This window comes from Streptomyces sp. NBC_00440, assembly GCF_036014215.1.
GTDB lineage: Bacteria > Actinomycetota > Actinomycetes > Streptomycetales > Streptomycetaceae > Streptomyces.
Map to the genome: position 1 here is coordinate 3,928,161 of NZ_CP107921.1, position 14,708 is coordinate 3,942,868.

Here is a 14,708-nt window from a genome sequence, read left to right on the forward strand (position 1 = left end):
GAGTTGTCCGCGAACTCCCCCGGAATTGTCCGTGATCGGTAACGGACGCATCCGTCGGCCCACGCTCCTCGTCCCTCCAAGTGGTCGCAAGGTGGCCGGGATCGGCGAGGGACTGGGATTAAGGGGCGGACATGGCACTGCACGGCGGCGGGCGGGGCTGGTACGGCAAGGTGTTCGGGGCGGCTCTCGGGGTGACGATGCTCGCCGCCGGTGCCTCGGTGTGGACCGCGCAGGCCGGTTCCGCGGGCATCTCGTCACCGAAGGCGACCGCTCCGGCCATGCCGGGCAGTGACGTCAAGCAGGTCGAAACGACCATCGCCCACTCCTCGGACGCGGGAACGCACGGCGTCAACATCACCATCGACGACGGCCCCGACCCCACGTGGACCCCTCAAGTGCTGGACCTGCTGCGGGAGTACGGGGTGAAAGCCACGTTCTGCATGATCGGGCCGGAGGCGCAGGCCCACCCGGACCTCGTGAAGAAGGTGGTCGCGGCCGGGCACCGGCTGTGCGACCACACGGTGTCGCACGACACCACCATGGACAAGAAGTCCGAGGCCTACCAGTCCCAGCAGATACTCGACGCCGAGCGCATGATCACCAAGGCCTCCGGGGGCGTACGGCCGATGTACTACCGGGCGCCCGGCGGGGCCTTCACCCCTTACAGCCGCAAGCTCGCCGCTTCCCGGGGCATGCGCCCGCTGGGCTGGAACGTGGACAGCAAGGACTTCGAGCGTCCGGGTACGGACGCCATCGTCGCCACGGTCGAGCAGGAACTGCCCAACGGACCGACGCTCCTCTTCCACGACGCGGGCGGTGACCGTTCCCAGACCGTCGAGGCCCTGCGCCGCCTCCTCCCCCACCTCAAGGAGCAGGGCTACTCCTTCGGCTTCCCGGTGCACTGAGGCTCAGCGGCGGTACGCGGCTGTCGCCGTCTCGGTGAAGGACCGGATCAACGGGTTGGCGTCACCCTTGTTCCACGCCACCACCACTCGGCTCGGCGTCATGTCGATCAGCGGTACCACCGCCAGCTCCGCGGACAGGTCGTGGCCGAGCGGGGCCAGGCCGACCGTGCCGTTCCACAGCACGGCCTGCACGCATTCCTGGACGGTGCGCACCACCGGGCCCTCGCGCACTGTGCCGCCGTTCCAGTAGGACTGCCAGACGGCGTCGGTCCCCTGCGGGAACTGGAACCAGCGGCGGTCGTTCAGGTCGGCCAGCCGTAGCCGGTCGCGGTGGGCCAGCGGATCGTCGGCGCGCAGGACCGCGCCGACCGGATCGGTGCGCAGCGCACCCACCGTCAGGGCGGTCTCGTCGAACGGCGCCCTGGTCAGGGCGACATCGACCAGCCCGGCCCGCAGCCCGCAGGTCGGGTCGGTCAGGTCGGTGTCGCGGATGCGGATGTCGATGCCGGGGTGGCGCCGGCGGTAGGCGGCCGCCAGCGCCGTCACTCCCGGGTCGGTGCCGTCCCCCAGGATGCCGACGGTGATGGCCGCGACGCCGGCCGCCGCACTGACGCGTACGCGTACGCGGTCGGCATGGCCGAGCAGGGCCCGCGCCTCGTCGAGCAGCACCGTGCCGACCGGGGTGAGGTCGACGCCGGCGGGCGAGCGGGCGAACAGCAGGGCTCCGACTTCGGCCTCCAACTGCTTGATCGCTCTGCTCAGCGGCGGCTGACTCATATGCAGTCGGGTGGCGGCCCGGCCGAAGTGGAGTTCCTCGGCGACGGCCACGAAGTAGCGCAGGGTCCGTAGCTCCACGCTGCAACGATACCCACGAGGTATGGGCGTTGGGGGATGGGTCTTGGACAGCTGGGAGCCCCGGAGGTGCACTTGCGGACATGACCGAAGCAGCGAAGACCAGCGAGCCGCAGGACGGCCCTTCCGTATCAGTGGTGAGCCCCGGCGACGGCGAGACGATCGTCCTGGGCACCACGCGCATGCGCGTCCTTGAGGACGGCAGCCGCACCGAACACCGCCTCGCGATCGCCGAGTCCGTCCTCGCCCCGCACACCCAGGGGCCGCCGCAGCACCGCCACGCCCGACACGACGAGGGCTTCTACGTCCTTTCCGGCACCGTGCAGTTCACCGTCGGGGACGAGACCCACGACGCCACCGCGGGCACATTCGTGATGGTTCCGCCCGGCGCCCCGCACACCTTCGCCAACCCGGGCGACCAACCCGCAGTCATGCTCAGCATGTTCACCCCGGACCTGTACGTGCAGTACTTCCGGGACCTGCAGGGCGTACTCGCCGCCGGCCGGCCGCTGACGCCACAGGCCGGCATCGCCATGATGAGCCGCTACGCCACCAGGCCGGCCACCGACTTCACCTGAAGCCGAGCCGGCGGGACGACCCGGTTCTGGTTCTGGTCCGGGTTTTTCGAATTGTCCTGTACGACCGTTACGGTGCAGCTGTGACCCGTTCCCCGCTGCGCCCCCTTCTCTTCCTGGACATCGACGGGACGCTCATCCCCTTCGGCGCGACGCCGGAGCAGTACCCGGACGGCTACCCGACGTACCCGTACAGGCAGCGTGAAGTCGGCGCGCATCCCCTGCTGGCCAGGGTCGATCCCGCGCTCGGGCCCCGGCTGGTGGGACTTCCGTGCGAGCTGGTGTGGGCCACCACCTGGGAGGCCGAGGCCAACGAGTGCCTTGCGCCCCTGCTCGGCCTGGAGCAACTCCCCGTAGTCGCCTGGCGGGAGGCGTCCTACGAGGACGTGCGCCGCGGCCTCCACTGGAAGACCCGCACCCTTCTCGACTGGTCCGAAGGCCGCCCCTTCGCCTGGCTCGACGACGAGATCACCGACACCGACCGGGCCTGGGTGGCGGAACACCACCCCGCCCGCGCCCTCCTCCACCGCGTCGACCACCGTCACGGCCTCACCGACGCGGACTTCGCCGCTCTCGACGAGTGGCTGCGTGCGGGTTAGCCGTCCGTACGCCATCACCCCCGGGCCGGCACCTCTGCCTTGAAGTGGACCTCCGCGCCCCCAGATCTCCCGTATCCCTCACGCCCCCGTTCCCTCACGCCCCGTGCTCCCCTCCGGCTCCCCCGCCGGCGCCGCGAACTCCTCGGGCCTGCCCTTCTTCGGCAGCAGGAGCGTGATCGCCAGAAACGCGACCAGCAGGCACCCCTGGACCAGCAGGGCATGGTGGAAGCCGGTGGTGAAGTCGCCCGATGTGGCGCGGGCGAAGAACACCGAGCCGAACACGGCCACACCGATCGAGCCACCGATCGACTGCACCGCCGACAGCACCCCGGACGCCGAACCGATCTCGTCGTCGTCGACCGCGGCAAGAATGAAGCTGAACAGTGCGGCAATGACCAGACCGGCACCGATGCCGCAGACGACCACGCCCGGCGCGATGTCCCAGATGGAGAACGTGCCGCCGATGTGCCCGAGTTCGTACCAGAGCAGCGCCGCGCCGCCCAGCTGCACCAGCGGGCCGATCTGCAGGACCGCCCGGCCGATCCGGTCGGCGAGTACGGCTCCGCTGACCGCGCCGCCGATCGCCGTACCCAGCGCCAGCGGCAGGTTGCCCAGACCTGCCTCTCCGGCCGTGAAGCGGTGGCCGATCTGGAGGAAGAGGGTCAGGACCAGCTGCACTCCGATCAACCCGCCGAAGAACAGCGCGATCCCGCCCAGCCCGACCGTGAAGGCCGGCTTGCGCAGCAGGGCAAAGGCGACGAGCGGCTCGCGTCCCTGCGCCGCCGTACGTCGCTGCTGTACGGCGAAGAGCGCGAACCCTGCCACCGAAGCGGCCATGCAGAGCCATGTCCACAGGGGCCAGCCGGCGTCCTGGCCCTGGTTCAGGGGCAGGACGAGCAGGGCGCAGGCGAGGGCCACCAGAGCCGCGCCCGTACTGTCGACGAGCACGGCGCGGTCGCCCGGTTTCCTGGGAACGAACTTCGCGGCAACGACCAGGGCCACGAGGCCGATCGGCACGTTCACCAGGAACACCAGCCGCCAGCCGAGACCGAAGAAGTCTCCCTGGATGAGGCCACCGCCCAGCACCGGGCCGACGATGCCGCCGAGTCCGAGCACCGGGCCGAAGACCCCGAACACCTTGGTCAGTTCTGCCCCGCTGAAGTTCTCACGCAGCAGGCCGAGCCCCTGGGGCAGCAGCATCGCCCCGGCCGCCCCCTGGACGAGCCGGAACGCGATCAGGGTCCCGATGTTCGGCGCGGTCGCGCAGAGCAGTGAGGACGCGGTGAACGATCCCAGGCCGATCAGGAACATCCTGCGCCGCCCGTACCGGTCACCCAGCCGGCCGCCCAGCACCAGCCCTGCGCCCAGCGTGAGCGCGTAGCCGCCGATCACCCACTGGAGGCCCACGGATGTCGCACCGAGCGACCTCTCCAGGTCCGGCCCGGCCACATTGACGATCGACGCGTCCAGCAGATCCATGATCTCCGCGACGAGCATCACCACCAGGATCAGCCACCGCCAACGGTAGGGAGCCGGTGGGATCGGGGGCTCTGCCCGTGTCGTCGGGAGCGGTGTGGATGTCGGTGTCGGTGTCGGTGTCGGTGTCGGTGACAGCGGGCGGTCGGCCGGGGCCGGGGAAGCACTCATTATGCCTCAGACTCTTGATTACCAATTTTATTAGCAATATCGAGAGTATCCTGTCCTCCATGGATGTCACATCGCCGGGCCCCGCCACCCCGGAAGCCGGACCCTTGACCAGTCCCGCAGCCGGTCCCGCAGCCGGCTCAGCAGCCGGGGCGGAACGCAGCGGTGCCATCCGTGATCAGCTGCGGCTCCTGACGCTGACCCAGCAGCGATTCGAGCGGTACCTGAGCCGTCGGCTCCAGGTGGACCCGGCCGGACTCGCGGTGATGGACCATCTCGTCCATACCGGTCCGACCACCCCCACCGACCTCGCCCGCCGCCTGGACGCGTCGACCGCCGCGACGACGCTCGTGATCGACCGGCTCGCGGCCGGTGGGCATGTCACCCGACAGCCCCACCCCACCGACCGCCGCAAGGTGATCATCACGCCCGCCGACCACTGGGAGGCGACGGCCTACGAGCACGTCGCGCCGCTCGTGCAGGGCGTCACCGCCGCCGCCGAAGCACTGGCACCCGAGGAGCAGGCCGTCGTGGCGGCCTTCCTGCAACGGATCGTCGGCGCCTACGACGAGGCGATCAGGCCCTGACCCACCGGTTCGACGGTTCGACGGTTCGACGGGCGCTGAACAGCCAAGGGCCTACGGTGGAAACAACCCGTACCGCGCCTCACCCGCACCCGGCGTAAGGAAGCGTCCGATGAACCTCTTGAGCCCCTTCGAAGAGTTCCGCGCCCTGCACCTGCCCACCGCCGAGGGGCCGCTCGTCCTGCCCAACGCCTGGGACCACGCCTCGGCTGCCGCACTCGCCGAGGCCGGGTTCCGCGCCATCGGGACGACCAGTCTCGGGGTCGCGGCAGCGGCGGGAAAGCCGGACGCGACCGGTGACGCCCGCGCGGAGACCGTGCAGCTCGCACTGGGGCTCGTCCGGATGGACGCCCTGATCAGCGTGGACATCGAAGGCGGCTTCAGCACCGACCCGGACGAAGTCGGGCAGCTCGCCGCCGAGTTGGCGGACGCGGGCGTCGCCGGAGTCAACATCGAGGACGGACGGACCGACGGCGCCCTCGCCGATCAGGACCGGCAGTGCGAGATCATCCGGGCCGTGAAGGACGCGGCGCCCGAGCTCTTCGTGAACGCCCGTACGGACACCTACTGGCTCCCCGGGCACACGGAAGAGACCGCGCGCCGGGCGGATGCCTACCAACGTGCGGGCGCCGACGGCCTGTTCGTCCCGGGCCTCCAGGACGGACATGCCATCAGCGCACTGATCCGGGACCTCGCCGTACCGCTCAACATCCTGGTGTCGCCCGGCGGGCCCTCCGCCGAAGGGCTCGCCGCGCTGGGGGTACGCCGGATCAGCTGCGGTTCCCTGCTGTTCCGGGCGGCCCTGCACGCAGCGGTCAGCACGGCCAGGGCCGTTGCCGACAGCACGGCGCTCCCCGCCGGGACGTCCGGCATCCCTTCGTACGCTGCGGCGCAGGCCCTCTCGGAGCGATTCGGCGGCACCGGCACCTGAGGCGAACGACCGCAACCGGATGGGGGGCTGGCCCCACCTCGAAGAGGCCGGGCCACACCATCCCGCCCGGCACGCGAATCCGGGATCGTCGAGGTCATCAGGACGGCACGTCCCACCGCGATGATCCGAGGCCCATGATGAGCACCAGCACCCTTCCGCACACGGCGCAGACCCCAGCCGTCACTCCGGGCACAGCCGGCACCGGATTCTGGCGGGCGCCCTTCTCCTCCAGGACGTTCCGGGAGGTCGGGTACACCTTCACCTCACTGCTGGTCGCCATCGTCGGATTCACTTTCGCGGTGGCGATGTTCTCGCTGAGCGCGGGACTGGCGGTGACGGTGATCGGACTGCCGGTGGCCGCCGCCATGCTGGCCGGGGCACGGGGGCTCGGAACCGCCGAGCGGGGCCGGGCCCGTAGACAACTCGGCCTGGATGTCGCCGCTCCCGCCCCTGTCCGGCGCTCGCCGCACTCCGGCCGGTGGTCCGCGCTGACGGCCCGCCTGACGGACCCCGCGGGATGGAAGGCGCTGCTGTTCCAGATCCTCATGTTCCCGTGGCGGGTGGCGAGCTTCGTCCTCTCGCTGACCTTCCTGGTCACCGGCTGGGCAGTCGCGCTCTATCCGGCCTACCGGTGGGTCTTCCCGCGCTACGTGGGCTGGCCCGGCTATCCGTTGTACGACTACACGTCCAACGGTGTGCACCACCACTACTACCTCACGTCACCCCTCCAGATCGGTGCGTCCTCCCTGCTGGGCCTGGTGATCGTCTTCCTCACCCCGCAGCTCGTACGCGCTCTGACGAACGTCGACCGCGCGGCAGTCCGTGGCCTGCTCGGCAAGTAATGTGCCTCGGCCAGTGACGCTGCTCAGCAAGTGACACGCCTCGGCATGTGATGCTCCTCGCCAAGTGGCCGTGCCACCAGCCCTGTTCCCTCACAGCTGTCACGCGCCCTGTGGGTACCAGCGCAGTTCGACGGTGTTCCCGTCCGGGTCCCGCACGTACACCGACTGGGCGCGCCCCCGGGCGCCGAACCGCGCACCAGGACCGTCCACCACGGTGAATTCGGCCAACTCACCCGCGTCGATCGCCTGTTGCCAGTCGAGCGGCTCGACCACCAGACAGATGTGGTCGACATTGGCACCACCGGCCGTCGGACCCTGCCCGACCTGGGCAGCCTGCCCGGCCCCAGGGCTCTCCGGTGCACGGACGATATCGATGATCGTCACAGGACTGACCCGCACGGACGGAAAGGGCGCTTCACCCGCACGCCACTCCTCCACCCGGACCGGTTCGAGACCGAGCAGGCCGCAGTAGAACTCAAGAGAGCGCTCGATATCGGCGACGTTGAGGACAAGGTGGTCGAAGCCGGTCACCCGCATGGAAACTCCCTCTCATGGCTCACCCTCATGGCTCGCCTCATGAACTGCCCGATGAACTGCATCTCATGGACTCCGTCCCGCCCGGAGCGCACCCCCATTCCACCCAGCTTCCACTCAACGTGGCGCGCGTCAGGCAGCAGGATCAGTGACCGTTCCGCGCAACTCGATTGATCTCCGCGCTGTCCAGGACAGGTTCGCCCGCTCCCTGTTGCCCGGCGACCGCAATCATCGCGCGCGCCACGTTCTCGGTCGTGGTCACGTGCCGGGGGATCACCCGCCGCAGCAGCGGATAGAGCCAGGAAATAGCCGCATACATCCATCGATAGGCCGGCGTTTTCGATGCCCCGCCGTGCGATGACTGGATATACCCGGGCCGGAACATATATGCGTGAAAGGGCATCGCCCGGAGTTCGTTCTCCGTACGCCCCTTCACCCGAGCCCACATCGAGCGGCCGCGTTCCGTGCTGTCGGTGCCCGCGCCCGAGACATAGACGAAGGTCAGCCCTGGGTTGTCGGGCAGCGCCCGCGCCGCAGCGAGCGTGTAGTCGTAGGTGACGCGCCGGTACTCCTCCTCGCGCCTGCCGAGCGAGGAAACACCCAGACAGAAGAAGCAGGCATCGGCATCCTCGAAATCCGCGGCGAGCGACGAGAAATCCGCGAAGTCCTGGTGGCCGACCTCCCGGAGTTTCGGATGGTGCACCCCGAGTGGGTTACGTACGACCGCGAGAACGCTCTCCACCCGCGCGTCGAGCAGACACTCACGCAAAACGCCCTGACCGACCATTCCGGATGCACCGAAGAGAATTACCTTCACGGTCGCGACGCTAACAGAAGCGGCAGCACTAACAGACCGCCGTTTCGCTATGAACGGGAAGGCGACCGCTTTCCCGCTCTCGTATGCTGACCGAGTCATGTCACCAGAGAGTTTCCTCCGGGCGCGCAGACCGGAGCAGAAGCAGCAGCGGCGCGAGACCATTCTCGCGGCCGCCCGCCGTCTTGCACTGGAACACGGAGTACGGCGCGTAACGCTCGGCAGCGTCGCCGATGCCGTGGGGCTCGCCAAGTCCAATGTCATCCGGTATTTCGGGACCCGCGAAGAGATCTTCCTGGTGCTCGCGGCAGAGGACTGGCAGGAGTGGCGGAGTGAGGTGGCCGCGCGGCTGGACGCGGGCGAGGAAGCCGTCGGCGCGCTCGCCGAGACCCTCGCCGAACAGCCGCTCTTCTGCGATCTGCTCAGCCAGACCGCGACGATCCTGGAACACAACATCTCGCTCGAAGCGGCCCGCATCTACAAGCACACCGTGCTCGCCGCCATCTCCTCGCTCAGCGCCCACGTGGCGCGGGCCCGCCCCGGGCTGACCGCACGCGAGTGCACCGACCTGGTGTCGACCGCCGGGGCCCTCGCCGGCACGCTCTACCCGATGGCCACCCCGCCGCCCGTACTGGCCGAGCTGTACGCCCAGGACCCACAACTCGCGGCCGTCCGGCCCGCACTGCTCCCGACGCTGCGGCGCACCCTGTCCGCACTGGCCGCCGGACTGCCCGCCGTGCGCTGACAGCCGCCGCCTGCACCCGAACGCCACACCGGCGTTCGTTGCGCGTGGTCACGCGGGAAAGATCCCGGATGACCCCGACACGCAGCAGCACGACACCCCGCACCGCCGGCGCCACCGCCACCGCCACCGCCGTCTATCGGGCGGCCTGCGGTTCTCTGTCGGCCCTGGCGGCTCTGGTCTCCCTGGCCCTGGTCCCGGCAGCCGCACCCGCCACCGCGGCGCCGTACCCCGTACGCCCCGATCCGGCCGCGCAGGCCGCGCAGTTGTCCCGGGAGCTGGTACGGGCCTCGTCCGCGCGGGGCGCCTACCGGCAACTGCAAAAGTTCCAGTCGCTCGCCGACGCACACCACTCCACGCGCGCCGCCGGGACACCCGGCCACGAGGCGTCGGCCGAGTACGTCCACGACACCCTGCGGAAGGCCGGCTTCCGGGTCTCGTACCAGCCCTTCCCCATCACCTACACCGAGACCCGGGCCGAGAAGCTGGCCGTCGTCGCGCCCGCCCCGCGCGAACTGGCGGTCTCGGCGCTCACGTACACCAGGTCCACCCCGGTGGGCGGGATCACGGCCGCACTCGCCGCCGTACCGGTGGACGCCACCACGGGGTGCGAGCCGGCCGACTACGCAGCGGGGGCGTTCACCGGCAGGATCGCGCTGATCCGCCGCGGCGGCTGCACGTTCGCCCAGAAACAGAAGACGGCGGCCGGTGCGGGTGCGGTGGCCGCGCTCATCGCCAACAACACGCCCGGCACGCTGTCGGGCACCCTCGAATCCCCCAAGGGCGTGAAGATCCCCACCGGCGGCATCTCGCAGGCCGACGGCGCGGCACTGGCCGCCCGAGCGCAACGGGCCACCGCACGCCCGCAGACCAACCCGCGCACCAAGGCCGGTCCCGGCCCCGCCCCGGCCCGCACCCCCCACACCCCCGCCGTGACCGTCAGGCTGGAGATCCGCCAGCTCCAGGAGCGGCGCACCACACGCAACGTCATCGCCGAGACCAGGGGCGGCGACCCGGCCCACACGGTGATGCTCGGCGCCCATCTGGACTCGGTCACGGCGGGACCCGGCATCAACGACGACGGCTCGGGCTCGGCCGGCCTCATCGAGGTCGCCCAGCAACTCGCCCGAGCCCGCCAACAGCCCGCCAACAAGGTCCGGTTCGCCTGGTGGTCGGCGGAGGAGCTGGGACTGCGCGGCTCGGAGGCGTACGTCAGGAACCTCACCGCCCCGCAGCGGAAACAGCTCGCGCTCTATCTGAACTTCGACATGATCGCCTCCCCGAACTACGCCCAGCTCGTCTACGACGGCGACAACTCGGACGCCAAGGGCGCCGGCGCGGGCCCGGCGGGGTCCGACCGGCTGGAGAAGGGGATCACCGCCTTCCTGGACCGCAGACATGTGCCGCACGAGGGCACGGACTTCGACGGCCGCTCCGACTACGGCCCGTTCATCGCCGCGGGCATCCCGTCGGGCGGCACCTTCACCGGCGCGGAGGAGATCAAGACCGCCGCGCAGGCCAAGAAGTTCGGCGGGAAGGCGGGGGTCGCGCTCGATGCCTGCTATCACCTGGCGTGCGACACCCTGAAGAACATCAACATGAAGGCGTTCGGCATCAACATCGCCGTCATGGCCGACGCCGTGGGGACGTACGCATCCGACGTGCGTTCACTGACACCGAGCACCGGACACCGGCACCGGGCGTCGAGCACCAGGCACCGGGCGTCGGGGATCAGCACCGGGCACCGCGCTCCTGAGAGCCGTTACCGAACGTCCGACCGGCCCCGTCAGGACCGAGTACATCGCGTGCAGGAACAGTGAAGGCCGGGTGCCCATCCGCAATCTTGGCCACAGGGTCACCGGAGGGGGTGGTTCCGATCCTGGTTCACTCCCGATTCACTCCCGATATGTCACCAGATAAGGGCTTTGGGCCGCGGTGCCACCGCCACACCGTGGCTGCGCCCGGAGGCGCTTCCCCGGTAGGCTTTCCGTGTGATCTTCAAGCGCATCGGAAGCGGACGCCCGTACCCCGACCACGGCAGGGAATCCACCCGCCAGTGGGCGGATGTAGCGCCGCGCCCGGTCCGGCTGGACCAGCTCGTGACCACCAAGGGCCAGCTGGACCTCGAAACGCTGCTCGCGGAGGACTCCACGTTCTACGGGGATCTCTTCGCGCACGTCGTGAAGTGGCAGGGCGACCTCTATCTGGAGGACGGGCTGCACCGGGCCGTGCGAGCCGCACTTCAGCAGCGGCAGGTCCTGCACGCCCGCGTCCTCGACATGGGCTGACGCATCGACGCGGACTGACGCCTCGACATGGGCTGACGACTCAACGCAGGCTGACGACTCACCGGCTCACAGCTCGCGCGGGGGTAGGGAATCCACCCTGGCCAGAGCCGTTTACTGGTCCTTTTGGGGCCATTTTCGCCCATCCGGCGGTCATCAGATGATCGTTCAGTTCGCATCGCTGCCCCACCGCACTACGCTGCGCTCATGAGCATGCTCACACCCCCCGGCATGGGCGGAAAGTACCGCATCACGGGCGACAAGTACCCGAGGATGCACCGCCCCCGACGGCGTGGCCGACTCGTCTTCGGGATCGTGGCCGCAGTCGTCGCCCTCGGCCTGGTCGGCTGGGGATCCCTGCAGCTCATCCACCTCTTCACCGGCGGCTCCCACAAGGTGTCGGCCGCTGGCCAGCAGCACGACTGCAAAGCCGGTTCCTCGCCCGCCGCCACCGCGCCGAAGGCGCTGCCGAAGCCGGCGAAGATCAAGGTCAACGTCTACAACGCGACCCCGCGCGGCGGACTCGCCAAGTCCACAGCCGACGAGCTCAAGAAGCGCGGCTTCACCATCGGCAAGGTGGGAAACGCCCCGGCGGCCTTCGACAAGAAGATCCCCGGCACCGCGCTGCTGCTGGGCTCGGCCAAGACCCCCGACGCGTCGTTCTCCGTACTCGGTACGCAGGTCAAGGGCGCCACGCAGAAGACCGACACCCGGAAGACCAATGACGTCGACCTGATCATCGGCACCGGTTTCAAGGCCCTGGACACGAAGCAGGACGCCGCCAAGGCGCTGACCGTACTGGCCCATCCCCAGCCGGCACCCACCGGGAAGTGCTGACGTTCGCGGAGCAGCACCGCCGGCCCGCCCCTGAGCCGGGGACGGAGCCGAAGCCGGGGCCGGAGCCCCGGCGTCCTCCCCGCTCGGCTACTCGGCCGACCCGTACATCCGGTCACCCGCGTCGCCGAGCCCCGGCACGATGTAGCCCTGCTCGTTGAGGCGCTGGTCGACGGAGGCGGTGACCACCGTGACCGGGGTGCCCGCCAGCTCGCTCTCCATGACCTCGACGCCTTCGGGCGCGGCGAGGAGCACGACGGCCGTGACGTCGTCGGCGCCGCGCGCGATCAGCTCGCGGATCGCGGCGACCAGCGTGCCGCCGGTGGCCAGCATCGGGTCCAGGACGTACACCTGACGCCCCGAGAGGTCGTCGGGCATCCGTGACGCGTAGGTGGACGCCTTCAGCGTCTCCTCGTCACGGACCATGCCCAGGAAGCCCACTTCGGCGGTCGGCAGCAGCCGCACCATTCCTTCGAGCATGCCGAGCCCCGCCCGCAGGATCGGCACGACCAGGGGGCGCGGGTACGACAGCTTCACGCCGGTGGTCGCCGTCACCGGGGTGTCGATGCCGACCTGCTCGGTGCGCACATCGCGCGTGGCTTCGTACGCGAGCAGGGTGACCAGCTCGTCGGCGAGGCGCCGGAAGGTGGCGGAGTCGGTGCGCTTGTCGCGCAGCGTGGTGAGTTTGTGCGCCACCAGCGGGTGGTCGACGACGTGGATACGCATACGACAACCGTAACCGGGCCCCGGACCGGCCCGCGCTGGCATCAACACGCCGGTCGGGGGGAAGGGGGGCCGGTACGGAGGTGGTGTGGCCGATGCCCGAGTCCGAGCGGGAGTCCGAGCCGGCGAACGCGGCCCGCAGCAAGGCCGGCGACGAGCCGGCGGGCCGGTCCGCGTACGAGGCGGAGAACCGGCCGGAGTACGCGCCCGCGTACGAGCCGGAGCACGCGCCCGCGTGCCAGCCGGGCGCCGCGAGCGGGCCCGGCGGCGCGGGCGACACCGACGACCAGGAGAGTGCCGCCGACCGGCGGAGGCGCCGGGCGCAGTTTCTCCGTGAGCTGAACGAGGCCAAGGAACTGCGCGACCGTGTGCAGCCCAGGCGCGCCAAGGTCGCCAGGCTGCGACAGGCCATGCGTATGCGTACGTTCCGCTGGTAGCGGGCTACCAAGGTTTTACCGGCTGCGGGAAGCAACACGCAGACCTGAGCCCGAAGACCTCTCGCGAACGCCATGTTTCTGCCACGATTCCCACTGGGCGGCGCACAGCGCCCCCTTCGACAGGCACCCCTAAGACCAGTGGGAGAGTCACGGTGTACTTCGCCGCACTGCTCGCGCGCACCGAAGACGGGTGGGAAGCGAGCGACACGGAGCTCGACGATGTGGAAACCCTCAGTGATCTGACCGATCTCGCCCGGGAAGCCTCCGGGGACGAGGACACCGTCCTCGTCTTCATCGAGCAGGAGGGCGCCTGGTTCGGCGTCGTCCGGGTCGACGGCGAGGACGATCCACGGATCTACGTCTCGGACGCCGCAGCCGCAAGCCGTTCCTCGTACGGAGAGATCCTGCTCACCGACGAGCTGATGGGCCGGGACCCGCAGGACCCGGACGCCCTGGAAGAACTTGTCGATCTCGACGGTACGGAGGACGGTGAGCTGGAGGAGGACGGGGACGACCCGGTCGACGAGAGCGAAGCCGTACCGCCGGGACCGCTCGGGGACATCACGATCCTCGCCGACCTCGGCGTGACGGAGAAGGAGCTCCTGACACTCGGCACCGACGCACTGGCTGACATCGCCGACGCACTGGGCGCCGCCGAGGTCCTGGAAACCGTCCGCTGACCTACCCCAGGTGCCCGACGGCCGGACACACCGCTGCCGGTACACGGCATCGGGCACACCACCGAACAGACGAGCAGATGACCGATCCCCTACGTGATCCCTGGGCCGCGCCGATGCGGCTGGCCCTGGCCGAGGCCGCGCAGGCGGCGGTGGCCGGCGATGTGCCGGTCGGCGCCGTCGTGCTGGCCCCGGACGGCACGCCGCTCGCGGCGGGCCACAACGAACGTGAGGCGACGGGCGACCCGACGGCACACGCCGAGATCCTGGCGGTCCGCCGGGCCGCAGCGTCGCTCGGCGAGTGGCGGCTGACCGGCTGCACGCTCGTCGTGACACTGGAACCCTGCACGATGTGCGCGGGCGCGATCGTCCAGTCCCGGGTGGACCGGGTCGTCTTCGGCGCGCCCGACGAGAAGGCGGGAGCGGCGGGATCGCTCTGGGACGTCGTACGGGACCGCAGGCTCAACCACCGCCCCGAAGTGATCGTCGGGGTGCTCGCGGAGGCGTGCGCGGACCAGCTGACGTCCTTCTTCCGCGACCGCTGACGACCCCGCCGGCCCCCTTCCCGAAGGCCGATTTCTGACCACGGCCGACCTTGGGCTAAGCTCTCTCTCGGTAGCGTGTCCGAGCGGCCGAAGGAGCTCGCCTCGAAAGCGAGTGTGGGGAAACTCACCGAGGGTTCAAATCCCTCCGCTACCGCTCTCACACCCTCCTGATCTGCGGAAACGCA

General features: G+C 70.0%; 18 protein-coding genes and 1 tRNA gene. 14 read left to right on the top strand and 5 right to left on the bottom strand.

The features are described 5' to 3' along the window. The first annotated feature begins 131 nt into the window (after nt 1-131). Complete coding sequence (locus OHB13_RS17700; protein WP_328377751.1) at nt 132-905, top strand: polysaccharide deacetylase family protein; 774 nt, start codon at nt 132-134, stop codon at nt 903-905. Between the two features lie 3 nt (nt 906-908). Here OHB13_RS17700 and OHB13_RS17705 read toward each other — a convergent pair whose 3' ends face one another. After that, nucleotides 909-1,760: a LysR family transcriptional regulator gene (locus OHB13_RS17705; RefSeq protein WP_266855360.1), complete on the bottom strand. Its 852-nt coding sequence runs from the start codon at nt 1,758-1,760 to the stop codon at nt 909-911. 80 nt (nt 1,761-1,840) lie between these two features. Here OHB13_RS17705 and OHB13_RS17710 point away from each other — a divergent pair, with 80 nt between their 5' ends. Together OHB13_RS17710 and OHB13_RS17715 are read left to right on the top strand one after the other, a co-directional pair. Further along, nucleotides 1,841-2,335, top strand: coding sequence for a cupin domain-containing protein (locus tag OHB13_RS17710; RefSeq protein WP_266855359.1), 495 nt, complete (start codon nt 1,841-1,843; stop codon nt 2,333-2,335). Nucleotides 2,336-2,415: 80 nt separating this feature from the next. Continuing rightward, nucleotides 2,416-2,931, top strand: coding sequence for an HAD domain-containing protein (locus OHB13_RS17715; protein WP_328377752.1), 516 nt, complete (start codon nt 2,416-2,418; stop codon nt 2,929-2,931). 78 nt (nt 2,932-3,009) lie between these two features. On the opposite strand, the gene OHB13_RS17720 is transcribed toward OHB13_RS17715, so the two are convergent. Further along, entirely contained in the window at nt 3,010-4,428 is a 1,419-nt protein-coding gene (locus tag OHB13_RS17720; protein ID WP_328377753.1) for an MFS transporter, read from the bottom strand. 209 nt (nt 4,429-4,637) lie between these two features. Between OHB13_RS17720 and OHB13_RS17725 the strand changes: the two genes are divergently transcribed. The 3 genes from OHB13_RS17725 to OHB13_RS17735 all read left to right on the top strand — a co-directional run bounded on the left by OHB13_RS17725 (nt 4,638) and on the right by OHB13_RS17735 (nt 6,932). Then, a complete protein-coding gene (locus tag OHB13_RS17725) occupies nt 4,638-5,162 on the top strand; it encodes a MarR family winged helix-turn-helix transcriptional regulator (RefSeq protein ID WP_328377754.1) in 525 nt (174 codons plus the stop codon). A 109-nt stretch (nt 5,163-5,271) separates the two neighbouring features. Next, on the top strand, nt 5,272-6,090 hold the full coding sequence (locus tag OHB13_RS17730) for an isocitrate lyase/PEP mutase family protein (protein WP_328377755.1): 819 nt from the start codon (nt 5,272-5,274) through the stop codon (nt 6,088-6,090). Between the two features lie 134 nt (nt 6,091-6,224). Continuing rightward, complete coding sequence (locus tag OHB13_RS17735) at nt 6,225-6,932, top strand: sensor domain-containing protein (protein ID WP_328377756.1); 708 nt, start codon at nt 6,225-6,227, stop codon at nt 6,930-6,932. Nucleotides 6,933-7,031: 99 nt separating this feature from the next. Here OHB13_RS17735 and OHB13_RS17740 read toward each other — a convergent pair whose 3' ends face one another. Together OHB13_RS17740 and OHB13_RS17745 are read right to left on the bottom strand one after the other, a co-directional pair. Beyond that, nucleotides 7,032-7,469: a VOC family protein gene (locus tag OHB13_RS17740; protein ID WP_328377757.1), complete on the bottom strand. Its 438-nt coding sequence runs from the start codon at nt 7,467-7,469 to the stop codon at nt 7,032-7,034. A 142-nt stretch (nt 7,470-7,611) separates the two neighbouring features. Then, complete coding sequence (locus OHB13_RS17745) at nt 7,612-8,283, bottom strand: NAD(P)H-binding protein (protein WP_328377758.1); 672 nt, start codon at nt 8,281-8,283, stop codon at nt 7,612-7,614. Nucleotides 8,284-8,380: 97 nt separating this feature from the next. On the opposite strand from OHB13_RS17745, the gene OHB13_RS17750 reads away from it, so the two are divergent. From OHB13_RS17750 to OHB13_RS17765, 4 genes are all read left to right on the top strand, one after another. Further along, nucleotides 8,381-9,025 (top strand): TetR/AcrR family transcriptional regulator, encoded by a 645-nt coding sequence (locus tag OHB13_RS17750; protein ID WP_328377759.1) that lies wholly within the window; start codon nt 8,381-8,383, stop codon nt 9,023-9,025. 68 nt (nt 9,026-9,093) lie between these two features. Then, nucleotides 9,094-10,842 carry a M28 family metallopeptidase gene (locus OHB13_RS17755; RefSeq protein ID WP_328377760.1) on the top strand — a complete coding sequence of 583 codons (1,749 nt, stop codon included), beginning with the start codon at nt 9,094-9,096 and terminating at the stop codon, nt 10,840-10,842. Between the two features lie 171 nt (nt 10,843-11,013). Further along, nucleotides 11,014-11,310, top strand: a complete 297-nt coding sequence (locus OHB13_RS17760) for a type II toxin-antitoxin system VapB family antitoxin (protein WP_164262735.1) — start codon at nt 11,014-11,016, stop codon at nt 11,308-11,310. Nucleotides 11,311-11,514: 204 nt separating this feature from the next. Beyond that, nucleotides 11,515-12,144, top strand: coding sequence for a LytR C-terminal domain-containing protein (locus OHB13_RS17765; RefSeq protein WP_266855349.1), 630 nt, complete (start codon nt 11,515-11,517; stop codon nt 12,142-12,144). 87 nt (nt 12,145-12,231) lie between these two features. Here the strand turns inward: OHB13_RS17765 and upp are convergent, their stop codons facing one another. After that, nucleotides 12,232-12,867, bottom strand: a complete 636-nt coding sequence (upp, locus tag OHB13_RS17770) for a uracil phosphoribosyltransferase (protein ID WP_328377761.1) — start codon at nt 12,865-12,867, stop codon at nt 12,232-12,234. 92 nt (nt 12,868-12,959) lie between these two features. On the opposite strand from upp, the gene OHB13_RS17775 reads away from it, so the two are divergent. The 4 genes from OHB13_RS17775 to OHB13_RS17790 all read left to right on the top strand — a co-directional run bounded on the left by OHB13_RS17775 (nt 12,960) and on the right by OHB13_RS17790 (nt 14,677). After that, complete coding sequence (locus OHB13_RS17775; RefSeq protein ID WP_328377762.1) at nt 12,960-13,301, top strand: hypothetical protein; 342 nt, start codon at nt 12,960-12,962, stop codon at nt 13,299-13,301. Nucleotides 13,302-13,453: 152 nt separating this feature from the next. Then, entirely contained in the window at nt 13,454-13,981 is a 528-nt protein-coding gene (locus tag OHB13_RS17780) for a tRNA adenosine deaminase-associated protein (RefSeq protein ID WP_328377763.1), read from the top strand. A 77-nt stretch (nt 13,982-14,058) separates the two neighbouring features. Further along, nucleotides 14,059-14,523, top strand: a complete 465-nt coding sequence (gene tadA / locus OHB13_RS17785; RefSeq protein ID WP_328377764.1) for a tRNA adenosine(34) deaminase TadA — start codon at nt 14,059-14,061, stop codon at nt 14,521-14,523. A gap of 69 nt (nt 14,524-14,592) precedes the next feature. Further along, nucleotides 14,593-14,677, top strand: a tRNA-Ser gene (locus tag OHB13_RS17790). Nucleotides 14,678-14,708 lie beyond the last annotated feature (31 nt).

What these genes read in the sequence shown, in the direction of transcription:
- OHB13_RS17720 (WP_328377753.1), bottom strand. Translation starts at nt 4,428, where the DNA reads ATGCTCGTCGCGGAGATCATGGATCTGCTGGACGCGTCGATCGTCAAT.
- OHB13_RS17730 (WP_328377755.1), top strand. Translation starts at nt 5,272, where the DNA reads ATGAACCTCTTGAGCCCCTTCGAAGAGTTCCGCGCCCTGCACCTGCCC.
- tadA (WP_328377764.1), top strand. Translation starts at nt 14,059, where the DNA reads ATGACCGATCCCCTACGTGATCCCTGGGCCGCGCCGATGCGGCTGGCC.
- OHB13_RS17755 (WP_328377760.1), top strand. Translation starts at nt 9,094, where the DNA reads ATGACCCCGACACGCAGCAGCACGACACCCCGCACCGCCGGCGCCACC.
- OHB13_RS17700 (WP_328377751.1), top strand. Translation starts at nt 132, where the DNA reads ATGGCACTGCACGGCGGCGGGCGGGGCTGGTACGGCAAGGTGTTCGGG.
- upp (WP_328377761.1), bottom strand. Translation starts at nt 12,867, where the DNA reads ATGCGTATCCACGTCGTCGACCACCCGCTGGTGGCGCACAAACTCACC.
- OHB13_RS17775 (WP_328377762.1), top strand. Translation starts at nt 12,960, where the DNA reads ATGCCCGAGTCCGAGCGGGAGTCCGAGCCGGCGAACGCGGCCCGCAGC.
- OHB13_RS17765 (WP_266855349.1), top strand. Translation starts at nt 11,515, where the DNA reads ATGAGCATGCTCACACCCCCCGGCATGGGCGGAAAGTACCGCATCACG.
- OHB13_RS17710 (WP_266855359.1), top strand. Translation starts at nt 1,841, where the DNA reads ATGACCGAAGCAGCGAAGACCAGCGAGCCGCAGGACGGCCCTTCCGTA.
- OHB13_RS17725 (WP_328377754.1), top strand. Translation starts at nt 4,638, where the DNA reads ATGGATGTCACATCGCCGGGCCCCGCCACCCCGGAAGCCGGACCCTTG.
- OHB13_RS17740 (WP_328377757.1), bottom strand. Translation starts at nt 7,469, where the DNA reads ATGCGGGTGACCGGCTTCGACCACCTTGTCCTCAACGTCGCCGATATC.
- OHB13_RS17735 (WP_328377756.1), top strand. Translation starts at nt 6,225, where the DNA reads ATGATGAGCACCAGCACCCTTCCGCACACGGCGCAGACCCCAGCCGTC.
- OHB13_RS17750 (WP_328377759.1), top strand. Translation starts at nt 8,381, where the DNA reads ATGTCACCAGAGAGTTTCCTCCGGGCGCGCAGACCGGAGCAGAAGCAG.